Source organism: Amycolatopsis melonis, assembly GCF_040064235.1.
Classification (GTDB): domain Bacteria; phylum Actinomycetota; class Actinomycetes; order Mycobacteriales; family Pseudonocardiaceae; genus Amycolatopsis; species Amycolatopsis melonis.
In genome coordinates this window covers 191,511-204,618 of record NZ_JBDZYD010000014.1, presented here as the reverse complement: position 1 = coordinate 204,618, position 13,108 = coordinate 191,511, and the positions used below count along the sequence as shown (strand labels likewise).

The following is a 13,108-nucleotide window of genomic DNA, read 5'->3' as shown; positions in this document are numbered from 1 at the left end:
CTCCTTCGCCTGACCGCCGGATACCCGGACGGCCGCAGGTCAATCACGAGGGGTTTGACCGCCGCGGCGGCGGGTAGCCGGACATTTCCACCACCGATCAGGAGGAGTGCATGAGCACGATCACCGAAGTCGTGGACGTGGAGGTCCCCGTCTCGACCGCCTACAACCAGTGGACCCAGTTCGAGGAGTTCCCGAAGTTCATGGAGGGCGTCGAAGAAATCCGCCAGGTGGACGCCACCCACACCCACTGGGTGACCCGGTTCGGTGGCGTGACGCGCGAATTCGACGCGACGATCACCGAACAGCATCCCGACGAGCGGGTCGCCTGGACGTCCGACTCCGGGCCGGACCACGCCGGGGTGATCACGTTCCACCGGCTCGACGACTCGCACACCCGGGTCACCGCCCAGATGGAGATCGACCCGGAGGGCTTCGCCGAGAACGTCGCCGACAAGCTCGGCGTGCTCGACCGCCGGGTCAAGGGCGACCTCAAGCGGTTCAAGGAGTTCATCGAGCAGCGCGGCCGGGAGACCGGCGCGTGGCGCGGCGACGTGGACCGTCCGGGCACGTAGTCACCCGTACGGGGTGAATCCGCACGGCGGGACGGTCACCACCGTCCCGCCGTGTTTCGCGTCAGGGGGCCTCGGGTAGGCCGCACGCATGACGACCACGACTGCCGACGTCCCGACCGTGGAACTGAACAACGGCGTGCGGATCCCGCAGTTCGGGTTCGGCGTGTTCCAGATCCCGCCGGAGGACACCGCCGGTGCCGTGCGGACGGCGCTGGAGGCGGGCTACCGGCACATCGACACCGCGCAGATGTACCGGAACGAGGCCGGGGTGGGAGCCGGGATCGCGGATTCCGGGCTGGCGCGGGAAGAGGTGTTCGTCACGACCAAGCTGGCGAACGACGCGCACGGCCACGACAACGCGATCACCGCGCTCGAAGGCAGCCTGCGCCGGTTCGGCTTCGACTACGTCGACCTGTACCTGATCCACTGGCCGTTGCCGCACAAGGAACTCTACGTCCGCACCTGGCAGGGCTGCGAGGACATCCTGCGGGCGGGCAAGGCCCGCGCCATCGGCGTCTCGAACTTCCAGCCCGCCCATCTCGACCGGCTCGCCGAGGAGTCCGGGGTGGTGCCCGCGGTCAACCAGATCGAGCTGCACCCGGCGCTGCAGCAGCCGCAGCTGCGCGAATACCACCGGGCACACGGCATCGCCACCGAGGCGTGGAGCCCGCTGGCGCGGGCGGAGGTCCTCGAGCACCCGGTGCTGACCGGGCTGGCCGCCAAGCACGGGCGGACGGCCGCGCAGGTGGTGCTGCGCTGGCACGTCCAGCTCGGGAACATCGTGTTCCCGAAGTCGTCCTCGCCCGAGCGGATCCGGCAGAACATCGACGTCTTCGGCTTCGCGCTCGACGACGAGGACATGGCCGCGATCGCCGGGCTCGACGAAGGCCGCCGCACCGGGCCGGATCCGGACACTTTCACGGGGTGACCGCGGCGTTTCCGTGCGCAACCTCCCGGGTATTCCTTCTGCGAGGTCCCCCAGGAAGGAGCGTCCGGCATGACCACGAACGCGTACTTGTCGTTTCTCGCGATCGGCGTGGCGCTGGTCCTGATAGACGGGCAAGTCATCTACCGCAGCGGCCGCCGGTACCTGGAGAACTCCTACGGGGACCCGGCGGCGGGCGCGTCGATGACGCGCCTGGTCACGGTGCTGTTCCACCTGGCGACGCTGGGGGTGCTGGCGCTGATCTCGACCATCGAGATGGGCGGCAGCGACCTGCCGGGCGTCGTCGGGCGGCTCGGTGTGCTGCTGCTGATCCTCGCGCTGGCCCACGCGATCACCCTCGGCGTGCTGGCCCGCATCCGCGGCGAGCAGGAGGTCGAGGCGGTCGTCCACCGCGGTCCGCGGCAGCGGGTGGAGCCGGAGCAGCAGGCCCCGACGGTCACCCCGGTCCCCGGCCAGGACGGCCGCTACCCGGCGGCGAGCCCGTCGCTGGAGAACCGGTCCCCGTACACGGCCCAGTAAGCAGCCGCGAGGGCGCCACTTTCACGTGAAAGTGGCGCCCTCGCGTACGCGCGGTCAGGCTTCGGAAGCGGGCAGGTCCATCTCCGTGTGGCGCGTCGCGAGGGCCTTGGCCACGTCGGCGAGCTTGACGTTGAGGTCCTGGGACGTCCGGCGCAGCACGTCGAACGCCTCGTCCGCGGTGATGCCGCGGCGCTGCATCAGGATGCCCTTCGCCTGGCCGATGACGTCGCGGCTGTCGATCGCGCGGCGCAGGTTCGCCGCCTCCAGCTCGGCCGAGGCCACCGCCTCGGTGTGGGCCAGCGCCAGGGACGCGTGCGTCGCCAGCAGCAGCGCGACGTCGATCGCGCCGGCGTCGAACGCGCCCGGCTTGCGCGAATAGATGTTCAGCGCCCCCGAAAGCCGCGGCGGGCGGGCGTCCGGCAGCAGGGCCGTGGCCAGGACCGAGTGGTAGCCGTGGCGGGCGGCGGCCGGGCCGAACGACGGCCAGCGCGGGTCGCCGCCCAGGTCACCGGACCACGCGATGGCCGGGCCGTCCGGCCGCGCCGCTTCCACGCACGGCCCTTCGCCGTGCTCGTACTGGACCCGGTCCAGCTGCGCGGCGGCCCGGTCGGTCTCCAGCGGGGTGTGGAACCGGCCCTGCGGGTCCCGCAGCGTGACGCTGACCAGGTCGGCGTCCGGGACGATCTCGGCCGCGGCCCCGACGACGAGCTTGAGCACGCCGCCCACGGTCGGCGTCACGTCGAGCAGGGTGCGCGTCAGGTCGGCGAACTGCTGCGCCAGCGGTCCGGGTGCCGGACGGCCGTCCTGGGCGAACCCGGCCCGGTCACGGGCCCACTCGTCTTCGCCGACACTCATGCGTCCTGTCCTCACGTCGGGGGTGGCCGATCCCCCATTCAACCCGATGACGGCGGGCGCAGCGCCGCCCGGGCGCGGTCGACGAAGCCCGGCCCCGGCCACAGCTGCCGGGCCTGAGGTACGCGGTCGGCCAGGTCCGGGTGCGGCACGGTCGCCGCGGCGTCGCGGAGCTCGAGGACTTCCTTGCCGAGTTCGGCCCGCCGCTGCTCCGAACAGCTGCGCCGCACCGTGCGCACCGCCGCCGGGCCCTCCTCGCGGACGTGCCGCCGGATCGCCCGGATCAGCCCGCCCAGCAGCCGCTCGAACCGGGTTTCCTGCGGTCCGGTGCCCTCCAGCTGCCGCATCAGGCGGTCCGCTTCGGCGAGGTCGCCGTCGCCGTCGAGATACGGCTCTTCGGCGACGGCGTGCCGGACCAGCTCCGCGATCAGGTGATCGGCAAGGTCCTTGCGGTTCTCCGGACTGCCCTGGCCGAGCTCGAGTTCCGTGCAGAGCCGGTCGAGCTCCCGGTGGTCCCCGTCGAGGACGGTCGTCAGGTCGGTTGCGGGCGGGCTGCCGTTCATGCACTCTCCTGGTCCGGGCTCGGGATTTCGTTTCGGATACCCGCTGCTCGGGCCGCGAATCCCGTGTCGGGCAGGCACGCCACGGGTACTCCTTCCAGACGAACCCGGCCCCCAGGGAGGACGACCATGGCAGCGCCGTCGGTGGTGACCGAGCGCGAGCGCAAGTACGAACTCGCCGCGGGCAGCGGCATCCCGCGGCTGGTCGGCGTCGCCGGCGTCGTGGCACAGGACGACCCGGTCGAGCACATCCTCGACGCGTCCTACTACGACACCGAGACGTTCCGGCTGGCCCGCAGCGGCATCACGCTGCGGCGGCGGGCAGGCGGCCCCGACGCGGGCTGGCACCTGAAGCTGCCGGTCTCGGCGGACGAGCGGCAGGAGATCCAGCTGCCGCTCGGCGGTGAGCCGCACAAGGTGCCCGGGCGGCTCCGACGGCTGGTCCGCGCGTACACGCTGGGGGAGAAGCTGAAGCCGGTGGCGCACCTGCGTACCGACCGGTTCGCCCACCGGCTCGCCGGCGCGGACGGCCGGACGATCGCGACCCTGACCGACGACCACGTGACCGGCGAGGCGGGCGGGCCCGCCGCCCACCTCGACGAGTGGCGTGAGCTGGAACTGGAGCTCGACCCGGCGACCGAGCCGGGACGGCTCGGGGAGTTCGACCGCGCGCTGGCCGAATCGGGCGCGGCGGCGTCGAAGTGGCCGTCGAAGCTGCGGCGCCTGATCGGGGACCGCGTCCCGGCCCCGCGCCGTGCCGCCAAGAAGCCGACGGCGGGGGACGTCGTGCTGGCGTCCCTGCGCGAGCACTACGACCGGTTGCGCCGGGCGGACGTCGGCGTGCGGCTGGACGTCGACGACTCGGTGCATCAGCTGCGCGTCGCGACCCGGAAGCTGCGCAGCACGCTGCGCGCGTTCGGCTCGATCGTCGACAAGGACGAGTCCGCGCCCATCGTGGCCGAGCTGAAGTGGCTGGGGCGGCAGCTCGCCCCGGCCCGGGACAGCGAGGTCACCGAGGAGCGGCTGCGCGAGCAGCTCGGCGGCGTGCCGTCGGAGCTGGTCTTCGGGCCGCTGAGCCAGTTTCTCACCCGCCATTTCGCCCGCGAGGCCGAGGAAGGCCGCACGCGGGCCATGGCGGCACTGACCGGCAAGCGTTATCTGGAACTGCTGCGCGCGCTGGACGCGGTGCTGGAGGAACCGCCGCTGACCGCGCGGGCACGCAAGCCCGCGAAGGCCGGTCTGCGCAAGCCGGTGCGCAAGGCGGCCCGGAAGCTGAGCCGCGCCGAAGCGGCAACGCGTGGCCTGACGGACGGTGAGCTGGAGCAGGCACTGCACGACGTCCGCAAGAAGGCGAAGCAGGCCCGGTACGCCGCCGACACCGTGAAACCGGTGTACGGCAGGAAGATGCGGGCGTGGCGCAAGAACGTCAAGGCGGTCCAGCAGACGCTGGGCGCGCACCAGGACACCGTCGTCGGCCGGGACGTCCTGCACCACCTCGCGATCGCCGGGCACGGCGAGGGCCAGAACACGTTCACGTTCGGGATGCTCCACGCCCGCGACGCCCATCGGGCGGAGCAGCTGCGCGAACGGTTCGCGGGGGAGTGGCGCCGGCTGCGCAAGGGCAAGGCTCCCGGCTGGCTGCGCTGAGCGGTCTGCCGCACCGGTCGTGGGGGGGTATTAGGGGGGGGACCCCCACACACCCACCCCCCCCCCCCCCCGCGGGGGGGCCCCCCCGGCGGTGGGTGGTTAGGGGGGGCCCCCCCCCTTATAACCACCCCCGACGAGCCGCGGGAGAGTGGTCAGCCTTCGCCGGTGAGCTTGCCGCGCAGCTGCTCCAGGGTCTGGGACAGCAGGCGGGAGACGTGCATCTGGGAAATGCCCACGCGGTCGGCGATCTGGGTCTGGGTCAGCCCGCCGAAGAACCGCATCACCAGGATCGCGCGCTCGCGCTTCGGCAGTTCCTGCAGCAGGGGCTGGAGGGCCTCGTGGTTTTCCACCATGGCCATCTCGTGGTCCGGTTCCCCCATGGTGTCGGCCAGCGACAGCGCCTCGGCGTCGTCGTGGACCGGCTTGTCGACCGACAGTGCCTGGTAGGCGTTGCCGGCGAGCAGGCCCTCGCGGACCTCGTCGACGTCGAGGTTGAGGTGCTCGGCCAGCTCGGTCGGCGTCGGCGCGCGGCCGAGGCGCTGGGACAGCACCGCCGAACCCTGGCTCAGCGACAGGTGCAGCTCCTTGAGCCGCCGCGGGACCCGGACGGACCAGCCGGTGTCCCGGAAGTGCCGCCGCACCTCGCCCATGATGGTGGGCACGGCGAAGGACAGGAAGTCGTGGCCCCGGGAGGGGTCGAACCGGTCGACGGCGTTGATCAGGCCGATCCGCGCCACCTGGACCAGGTCCTCCCGGGGCTCGCCGCGCCCGGAGAAGCGGGTCGCGATGTGCTCGGCCAGCGGCAGCAGCTCGGTGACCAGCTTGCTCCGGACGGCTTCCCGCCGCGGGTCGTCGGCGTCGAGCTCACCGAGCTCGTCGAACAGCGGCTCGCAGTGGGCATATTCGTCCGGGCGGTGGAGGAGGGTTTTGCGCTCGCTGCTCACGCGCTCGTTCCCGGGTTCAGCACCAGCTCGATCGTGACGATGCCCGCGCCTCCACCGGGAAGGACGTCGCAGTGCGCGGTCACCGACCGGCTCAGGGTGGTCAGGACGTGCCAGCCGAACGTGCGGTCGCTCGGCGGCCGCGGGTCGCTGGACCGGGTCGAGACGATGACGCGCAGGCCGTCGGGGGCCAGCCGGAAGCGGCAGTGCAGCTGGGAGCCGAGTTCGGCGAGCTGGACCAGCTGCGCGCACGCCTCGTCGACGGCCATCTTCGCGTCGGCTATCGCGTCCAGCCCGAAGTCGGCCCGCGACACCACGCCGTGGGTCAGCATCCGGACCAGCGGGATCTGCTCCGCCATGGCGGGCAGCCGCAGCTCGACCAGCTCGTCGAGCATCTCGTCGACGGTGGGCTTACCGCCGAACGAGTCGCTTCGCGTTTCTTCCATGCCGGGGGTACTACCCATCCGGGCGAACCCTGACACTTCGTGTTCGGGGATTTCCGCTTTCGTCACCGGCCCAGCGCCCGTTCCAGTTCCTTCTTGGTCATCGTCGACCGTCCGTTGATGTTCCGCTTCTTCGCTTCGTTGTAGAGCTGAGACTTCGTCGGGCCGCCCGGGCCCTTGCGGTTGCCGGACCGCTCGCCGCCGCGCTTCTGCGGCGACTTGTCCTTCAGCGACGTCTTGCTGGCCTGCCGGGACTCACCCGACTGCGCGCGGTTCTTGTTCACCGTCCGGGCCGCGATCTCCTTCGCCCGCTTGGTGCTCGCCCCGCGGTCCTCGGCCGAGTCCTTGATGTGCTCGTACTGGCGTTCCCGCTTGCCGCTCCACGACTGAGGCATGACCACTCCCTTCGTCTCATGGGACGAATACCCCGTTGATCACCCGGTAAACGTCGTTTCCCCGCGCCGGGGCCGGGTACGCGACGAGCTGAGAGAGAGGAGGCGCCGATGCGGATCGGCTACACGCTGATGACCGAGCAGGCGGGACCGAACGACCTGGTCCGGTTCGCCGCCGAAGCGGAACACGCCGGCTTCGACTTCGAGGTGATGAGCGATCACTACTCGCCGTGGCTGGACGAGCAGGGCCACGCGCCGTACGCGTGGAGCGTGCTGGGCGCGGTCACGCAGGCCACCGAGCGCGTCGAGCTGATGACGTACGTGACCTGCCCGATCATGCGCTACCACCCGGCGGTGGTCGCGCAGAAGGCGGCGACCGTGCAGGCACTCTCGAACGGCCGGTTCACCCTCGGGCTCGGCGCGGGGGAGAACCTGAACGAGCACGTCGTCGGCCGCGGCTGGCCGCCGGCCAACGTCCGCCACGACATGCTCGCCGAGGCACTGCAGATCATCGGCGGGCTGTTCGACGGCGGTTACTTCGACTACGAGGGCAAGCACTTCCGGGTCGACTCCGCGAAGCTGTGGGACCTGCCGGAGAAGCGGACGCCGATCGGCGTCGCGGTGTCCGGTTCGCAGTCGATCAGGCGGTTCGCCCCGGTCGCCGACGCGATGATCGCCGTCGAGCCGAAGATGGAGCTGTCGCAGGAATGGGACGCGACGAAGCTCGGCCCGCCGAGCCGCAAGATCGGGCAGATGCCCATCTCCTGGGGCACCGACCGTGACGCCGCCGTCCAGCGTGCGCACGAGCAGTTCCGCTGGTTCGCCGGCGGCTGGAAGGTCAACGCGGAGCTGCCGGGACCGTCCGCCTTCGCCGGCGCGACGCAGTTCGTCCGCGAGGAGGACGTCGCAGGCTCGATCCCGTGCGGACCGGACCTCGAGCCCATCGTCGAGGGCGTGCGCGAGTTCGAGAAGGCGGGCTTCACCGACGTCGCGCTGGTGCAGATCGGCGGTGACCAGCAGAACGGGTTCCTCGACTTCGCCGAGAAGGAACTGCTGCCCGCCCTGCGCGGGTAAAGCTCAGGCCGGGGCGGGCTCGCGGCGCTCGACCGCCAGCGGAAGTCGCTGGTCCGCCCCGGTCACCTGCAGTGCCCGCCGGATCAGCGGGTTCGTGCCGGTGATCACCAGCAGGTCCGTGTCCTGCTGCTCGGCCTGCAACGCGGTGTGCAGCAGCACCCGGATCCCGGCCACGCCGAGGAAGTCCACTTCGGACAGGTCGAGGACGAGCCGCTCGGGCCGCGCCCACAGGCGGTCGGAGACCAGCGCGGCCAGGTCCGGCGCCGTCACGGCGTCCAGATCGCCGCGCGCGGTGACCACCACCGCGTGCGGGGCGGGCCACGTCGTGCGCAGCCGCAGGGCCGGATGCCGGTTTCTCAGTGCGTTCATGGCGGTTCGCCACCGTCCTGTGTGGCGCGGAGCCGGGGCCACCGCGCGCTCGGGGGATCGAGGCTGGCTGCTGGTTGAACCGTGCCCCGAGCCTAACTCCGCGTCCGGGCTGCGCAACCGACGTTGCTCCGAACGGGCGTGCGCCCCGCGGCGGCGGTGACCGCTCGTGCCCGGGGTGACCGGGATGCAGTAATCTCGCGCTGGACCCGTTAAAGCGCTAGCGGCCCACTAGTGGCGCGCGCCCGGGTCCTCCCTGGTTGAGAGCGCCCTGACAGCGAAAAGAGGGGCGTCACCAGGATGACGGGCGGCGATGAGCAGCTCACCGCGCGGCTGGACGAAGTCATGGTCGCGATGGAGTCGCTGACCGCGATGCTGGACGCCGAGCTGGATCTCGGCCAGATGCTGCAGGCGGTGTGCGACCACGCCGTGCAGGTCGTGCCCGGCGCCGACATGGCCAGCATCACGCTGGTCCGCGACGGCGTGCCGGAGACGGTGGCGAGCACCGACCAGCGCGCGGTGAACTTCGACCGCGAGCAGTACCGGATCGGCGACGGGCCGTGCCTGCGCGCCGCCGAGACGGGCCAGCCGGTCCGCGTCGGCGTCGGCGCGGTCGGCGACCTGTGGCCGGAGTTCGTGTCGGCGGCCGAAGAGGTGGGCGTGGCCAGTTTTCTGGCGGCCCCGCTGACGGTCGACGAGGACATGTCCGGCGCGGTCAACCTGTTCGGGTTCACCGGACACGGGTTCAGCGAGCTGGAGACGAAGATCCTGGAGCTGTACACGGCCACGGTGGTGTTCGGCCTGCGCAGCGCCCGCCGCTACTTCGCGGCCCGCGAGCTGGTCGACCAGCTCAACCGCGCACTGGAGACCCGCGCGGTGATCGACCAGGCCAAGGGCATCCTGATGGCCGCCCACCGCATCACGGCGGAGGAGGCGTTCCAGCGCCTGGTGAAGCGTTCCCAGGACGGCAACCGCAAGCTCCACGAGGTGGCCGCGGAGTTCGTGGCAGCGGTAGCAACAACGACCTGAGCGTTTTCGGTACGCCGGCCGACGCTCCAGGTACGCAGGCCGACGCTCCAGGTACGTGGGCCGACGCTCTGGGCACGTGGGCCGACCTGCGGGGTACGCCCGCCGACCCTCCAGGTACGCCGGCCGGGTGCGCGGCCCGTCCGGTCCCAGCGTGCTCCTAGCCTGCCGGGACCTCGTCCGGCGGCGCTTCGGTCCCGGCCGCGGACTCCGGGCGGTGGCGGCTGCGCTGGCATGTCGTGCAGATCAGCGTGCGGCCGAGGACCGTCCCGTCGTCGGCGACGACCTGGGCCACGTGCATTGTGCGGAAGCCGCACACTTCGCAGGGCAGGGAGCCGTCTTCGCGGCTGATGCGGATCTGGGTGCCCATCCGGCCTCCTGCTGTGACGTGGGTCTCACTACCTTGCCGGTCTTCAGCGGCTACACCAGCGGAATTCACTCGTTCGGCCTAGTGTGTCGACCTCTCCTGTGTCGCCTGCGGTGATCGGGGGTAGCCCGCCAGTGCAAGGTTCACCGGGGATTGCCGGAGGGGAGCGACAGATGCGAGACAAGCGGAACGACCTGCGGCCGGTGGCGGACCTCCTGGCCGACGGCGGGGACTCGCCGGACCAGGAGCGCACCCGGCACAAGGCCGCACTGGCCGTCGCGGCGCGGGCGAAGGATCCCGAGGACTGCGCGCGGCTGCTCGACATGCTGGGCCTGCACCGCCGCGGCGGTCGCGCCAGCGAAGTCGCCTGACGTGCCGCGAGCCCGCCGGGACCGGTTCCGGCGGGCTCGTTTCATGACCATCCGCGGCGGGTATCGCTGCCGGTGAGGAGGTCGACATGGCCAGACCGGTGTGGAGCGGCGCGCTGAGCCTGGGGCTGGTCACCGTGCCGGTGGAGCTGTACCCGGCGGTGGCGGACCACACGATCCACTTCCACCAGTTCGAACGCGGGACGTCGGACCGGATCCGCAACCGCCGGGTCAACGAGCGGACCGGCGAGGAGGTCAAGCAGGACGAAATCGTCAAGGGCTACGACCTCGGCGGCGGCGACCACGTGCTCGTCGAGCCCGACGAGCTCGAGGAGCTCGCGCCCGAGCGGTCGCGGCGGATCGACATCGAGCAGTTCGTCGAACTCGACGAGATCGACCCGTGGTTCTTCGACAAGACGTACTGGCTCAAGCCGGCGAAGGAGGACTTCGCCAAGGCGTACGGCCTGCTGCTGCAGGCCATGGACCAGAGCGAGAAGGCAGGCGTCGCGAAATTCGTGTTGCGCGGCAAGGAATACCTCGCCGCGATCCGCGCCGGCGAGGACGTCATGGTGCTCAACACGCTGCACTTCGCCGCCGACCTGCGCAAGCCCAAGGACGTCATGGGTAAGCTGCCCGCGTTGCCGAAGCCGAAGCCGAGGGAACTCGACATGGCGCTCGCGCTCGTCGACGAGATGACCGCGCCGTGGAAGCCCGAGGACTACCGCGACGAGTACGCCGAGCGCGTCGAGGAGCTGATCAAGGCCAAGCAGGCGGGCAAGGAGATCACCCACGAGGAGGAGCCGGAGCCGTCGGCGGACGTCGTCGACCTCTTCGAGGCGTTGTCGCGCAGCGTGAAGAACCGCAAGGGCGGGTCGGCGAAGAAGAAGCAGGACCTCTCGGAGCTGTCCAAATCGGACTTGGACAAGCTCGCTCGTGAGCAGGGCGTGAAGGGCCGGTCGAAGATGACGCGGGCCGAGCTGGAGAAGGCGCTGAAGGCGTCGTGACCGGACCCGGCTGGCGCGAGCCGACCCTCGCCACGCTCACCGAGCGGCGGTTCTCGGCCGAGGACTGGATCTTCGAGCGCAAGCTGGACGGCGTCCGGGCGATCTGCGTGCGCGACTCCGGGCCGCCGGTGCTGTACTCGCGCAACCGCAAGGTGATGGACAACGCCTACCCGGAGATCGTCGAGGCACTGGCGGCGCAGGGTGGCCCGCGGTTCGTCGCGGACGGCGAGATCGTCGCCTTCGACGGCGCGAACACGAGCTTCGCCGCGCTCCAGCCGCGCATCCACGTCAGTGACCCGGGCCGGGCGCGGGCGACCGGCGTGCGCGTCTACTACTACCTGTTCGACCTGCTGTACTTCGACGACCAGGACACGACTTCGCTGCCACTGCGGCAGCGGAAGGCGTTGCTGCGCGAGGCGTTCGACTTCGCGGATCCGCTGCGGCTGTCGGCGCATCGCAACGCCGAAGGCGAGAAGTTCTTCGAAGAGGCCTGCCGTCGCGGCTGGGAGGGCGTGCTCGCCAAGCGGGCGGACGCGCCGTACCACCATGGGCGGTCACCCGACTGGCTGAAGTTCAAGTGCGCGCTGGGTCAGGAGCTGGTCATCGGCGGCTTCACCGACCCGCAGGGCGCGCGGCACGGCTTCGGCGCGCTCCTGCTCGGCTACCACGAGGACGGCGGCCTGAAGTACGCGGGCAAGGTCGGCACCGGGTTCGACGAGAAGCTGCTGTCGTCGCTGCACGCGCGGCTGCGGCAGCGCGAGACGACGCGGTCGCCGTTCGCCGGGCCGGTGCCCGAACGCGGCGCGCACTGGGTCCGCCCGGACCTGGTCGCGCAGATCGGCTTCTCGGAATGGACGCGCGACGGGCGGCTGCGGCACCCGCGGTTCGCCGGGTTGCGCGAGGACAAGAAGGCGGCGGACGTCGTGCGGGAGCGGCCATGATTTCTCACGCGGACAAGGTGTTCTACCCGGACGACGGCCTGACGAAGGGCGACGTCGTCGAGTACTACCGCGCGGTCGCGGACGCGATGCTGCCGCACCTGCGCGGCCGCCCGCTGACGCTGCGCCGGTTCCCGGACGGCATCGGCGGCCAGGGCTGGTTCCAGAAGCACCCGGGGGAGCACTTCCCGGACCGGATACGCACCGAGCGCGTCCCCCGGCGGGACGGAGGCGAGGACGAGTACGTCGTCTGCGACGACGCGGAGACGCTCGAATACCTGGCCGGCCAGGGCACGATCGAGTTCCACGTCTGGCTGTCCACAGTGGACGCGCCGGGGCGGCCGGACCGGCTCGTGCTGGACCTCGACCCACCGGACGGAACCCCGGTGACGGAGCTGCGCGCGGTCGCGCGGCGCATCCGCGACCACTACGAGCGGGCCGGGCTGACGGCGTTCGTCCAGGCCACCGGCGGCCGCGGGTTCCACGTCCTGGCGCCCCTGGACGCGAAGGCGGAGACGGAGGTGGTCCTGGAGCTGTCCCGCGCACTGGCCGACGCGGTGGCGGCGGATGACCCGGACCGCCTGACCACGGCCCAGCGCAAGGAAAAGCGCGGCGACCGGATCTTCCTGGACGCGAACCGCAACGGGTACGCGCAGACGTTCGTGGCACCGTATTCGCTGCGCGCCCGCCCCGGCGCGGCCGCGGCGACGCCGCTGGACTGGCGGGAGCTGGGCAAGGCCGAGCCCGCCGGGTGGGGCCTGGCGAAGGAGAAGCAGCGGCTGGCGCGGAAGGCGGATCCCTGGCGGGACCTGGACAAGCACGCGGCCTCGGCGGAGGCGGCACTGCGCAAGCTGGGCTGAGAACCTTCCCGGCGGACGCCGGAAACTGTCGGTGCCATCCGGTAGCGTGGAAAACGGGGGGCGCCCCCGCGGGCCCCCTGGAGTTTCTTTCGTGCCGGGGGAAGGTCCGCACCGGAAGAGCGTGAAGGCCATCATCGCAGCACTGGATGCCCTGATGGTGGCCTTCAGAGGCAACGGCAGGGCGAGGCAGCAGCGGGGCAAGGCAGCAGCGGGGCAAGGCAGCAGCGGGGCAA

General features: G+C 71.4%; 17 protein-coding genes. 10 read left to right on the top strand and 7 right to left on the bottom strand.

Annotated features, from left to right (window positions below):
• Positions 1-110: 110 nt before the first annotated feature.
• The 3 genes from ABJI51_RS33975 to ABJI51_RS33965 all read left to right on the top strand — a co-directional run bounded on the left by ABJI51_RS33975 (position 111) and on the right by ABJI51_RS33965 (position 2,037).
• The gene (locus ABJI51_RS33975) at positions 111-572 is read left to right on the top strand and encodes an SRPBCC family protein (protein WP_348955182.1); all 462 of its coding nucleotides are present in this window, start codon (positions 111-113) and stop codon (positions 570-572) included.
• An 88-nt stretch (positions 573-660) separates the two neighbouring features.
• Positions 661-1,500, top strand: coding sequence for an aldo/keto reductase (locus ABJI51_RS33970; protein WP_348955181.1), 840 nt, complete (start codon positions 661-663; stop codon positions 1,498-1,500).
• Between the two features lie 69 nt (positions 1,501-1,569).
• Positions 1,570-2,037, top strand: a complete 468-nt coding sequence (locus ABJI51_RS33965; RefSeq protein ID WP_348955180.1) for a hypothetical protein — start codon at positions 1,570-1,572, stop codon at positions 2,035-2,037.
• 54 nt (positions 2,038-2,091) lie between these two features.
• Here ABJI51_RS33965 and ABJI51_RS33960 read toward each other — a convergent pair whose 3' ends face one another.
• Together ABJI51_RS33960 and ABJI51_RS33955 are read right to left on the bottom strand one after the other, a co-directional pair.
• Positions 2,092-2,892: an ANTAR domain-containing protein gene (locus ABJI51_RS33960; protein WP_348955179.1), complete on the bottom strand. Its 801-nt coding sequence runs from the start codon at positions 2,890-2,892 to the stop codon at positions 2,092-2,094.
• 38 nt (positions 2,893-2,930) lie between these two features.
• On the bottom strand, positions 2,931-3,452 hold the full coding sequence (locus tag ABJI51_RS33955; RefSeq protein WP_348955178.1) for a hemerythrin domain-containing protein: 522 nt from the start codon (positions 3,450-3,452) through the stop codon (positions 2,931-2,933).
• Between the two features lie 126 nt (positions 3,453-3,578).
• Between ABJI51_RS33955 and ABJI51_RS33950 the strand changes: the two genes are divergently transcribed.
• Positions 3,579-5,096 (top strand): CYTH and CHAD domain-containing protein, encoded by a 1,518-nt coding sequence (locus ABJI51_RS33950; RefSeq protein WP_348955177.1) that lies wholly within the window; start codon positions 3,579-3,581, stop codon positions 5,094-5,096.
• A 152-nt stretch (positions 5,097-5,248) separates the two neighbouring features.
• Here the strand turns inward: ABJI51_RS33950 and ABJI51_RS33945 are convergent, their stop codons facing one another.
• The 3 genes from ABJI51_RS33945 to ABJI51_RS33935 all read right to left on the bottom strand — a co-directional run bounded on the left by ABJI51_RS33945 (position 5,249) and on the right by ABJI51_RS33935 (position 6,875).
• On the bottom strand, positions 5,249-6,040 hold the full coding sequence (locus ABJI51_RS33945; protein ID WP_348955176.1) for a SigB/SigF/SigG family RNA polymerase sigma factor: 792 nt from the start codon (positions 6,038-6,040) through the stop codon (positions 5,249-5,251).
• Positions 6,037-6,483, bottom strand: a complete 447-nt coding sequence (locus ABJI51_RS33940) for an ATP-binding protein (RefSeq protein WP_348955175.1) — start codon at positions 6,481-6,483, stop codon at positions 6,037-6,039. Before ABJI51_RS33940 ends, ABJI51_RS33945 begins: the two co-directional genes overlap by 4 nt.
• A gap of 62 nt (positions 6,484-6,545) precedes the next feature.
• Positions 6,546-6,875 (bottom strand): plasmid stabilization protein, encoded by a 330-nt coding sequence (locus ABJI51_RS33935; RefSeq protein WP_348955174.1) that lies wholly within the window; start codon positions 6,873-6,875, stop codon positions 6,546-6,548.
• A 108-nt stretch (positions 6,876-6,983) separates the two neighbouring features.
• Between ABJI51_RS33935 and ABJI51_RS33930 the strand changes: the two genes are divergently transcribed.
• Positions 6,984-7,946, top strand: coding sequence for a TIGR03557 family F420-dependent LLM class oxidoreductase (locus ABJI51_RS33930; protein WP_348955173.1), 963 nt, complete (start codon positions 6,984-6,986; stop codon positions 7,944-7,946).
• A gap of 3 nt (positions 7,947-7,949) precedes the next feature.
• On the opposite strand, the gene ABJI51_RS33925 is transcribed toward ABJI51_RS33930, so the two are convergent.
• On the bottom strand, positions 7,950-8,315 hold the full coding sequence (locus ABJI51_RS33925) for an STAS domain-containing protein (RefSeq protein ID WP_348955172.1): 366 nt from the start codon (positions 8,313-8,315) through the stop codon (positions 7,950-7,952).
• 297 nt (positions 8,316-8,612) lie between these two features.
• Between ABJI51_RS33925 and ABJI51_RS33920 the strand changes: the two genes are divergently transcribed.
• A complete protein-coding gene (locus ABJI51_RS33920) occupies positions 8,613-9,341 on the top strand; it encodes an ANTAR domain-containing protein (protein ID WP_348955171.1) in 729 nt (242 codons plus the stop codon).
• Between the two features lie 157 nt (positions 9,342-9,498).
• Here ABJI51_RS33920 and ABJI51_RS33915 read toward each other — a convergent pair whose 3' ends face one another.
• On the bottom strand, positions 9,499-9,708 hold the full coding sequence (locus ABJI51_RS33915) for a hypothetical protein (protein ID WP_348955170.1): 210 nt from the start codon (positions 9,706-9,708) through the stop codon (positions 9,499-9,501).
• Between the two features lie 170 nt (positions 9,709-9,878).
• Here ABJI51_RS33915 and ABJI51_RS33910 point away from each other — a divergent pair, with 170 nt between their 5' ends.
• From ABJI51_RS33910 to ligD (ABJI51_RS33895), 4 genes are all read left to right on the top strand, one after another.
• The gene (locus ABJI51_RS33910) at positions 9,879-10,076 is read left to right on the top strand and encodes a hypothetical protein (RefSeq protein WP_348955169.1); all 198 of its coding nucleotides are present in this window, start codon (positions 9,879-9,881) and stop codon (positions 10,074-10,076) included.
• 86 nt (positions 10,077-10,162) lie between these two features.
• Positions 10,163-11,077 (top strand): non-homologous end joining protein Ku, encoded by a 915-nt coding sequence (ku, locus tag ABJI51_RS33905; RefSeq protein ID WP_348955168.1) that lies wholly within the window; start codon positions 10,163-10,165, stop codon positions 11,075-11,077.
• Positions 11,074-12,018 (top strand): non-homologous end-joining DNA ligase, encoded by a 945-nt coding sequence (gene ligD, locus ABJI51_RS33900; RefSeq protein WP_348955167.1) that lies wholly within the window; start codon positions 11,074-11,076, stop codon positions 12,016-12,018. Before ku ends, ligD (ABJI51_RS33900) begins: the two co-directional genes overlap by 4 nt.
• Positions 12,015-12,875, top strand: a complete 861-nt coding sequence (ligD, locus tag ABJI51_RS33895; RefSeq protein ID WP_348955166.1) for a non-homologous end-joining DNA ligase — start codon at positions 12,015-12,017, stop codon at positions 12,873-12,875. Before ligD (ABJI51_RS33900) ends, ligD (ABJI51_RS33895) begins: the two co-directional genes overlap by 4 nt.
• The last annotated feature ends 233 nt before the right edge of the window (positions 12,876-13,108 follow it).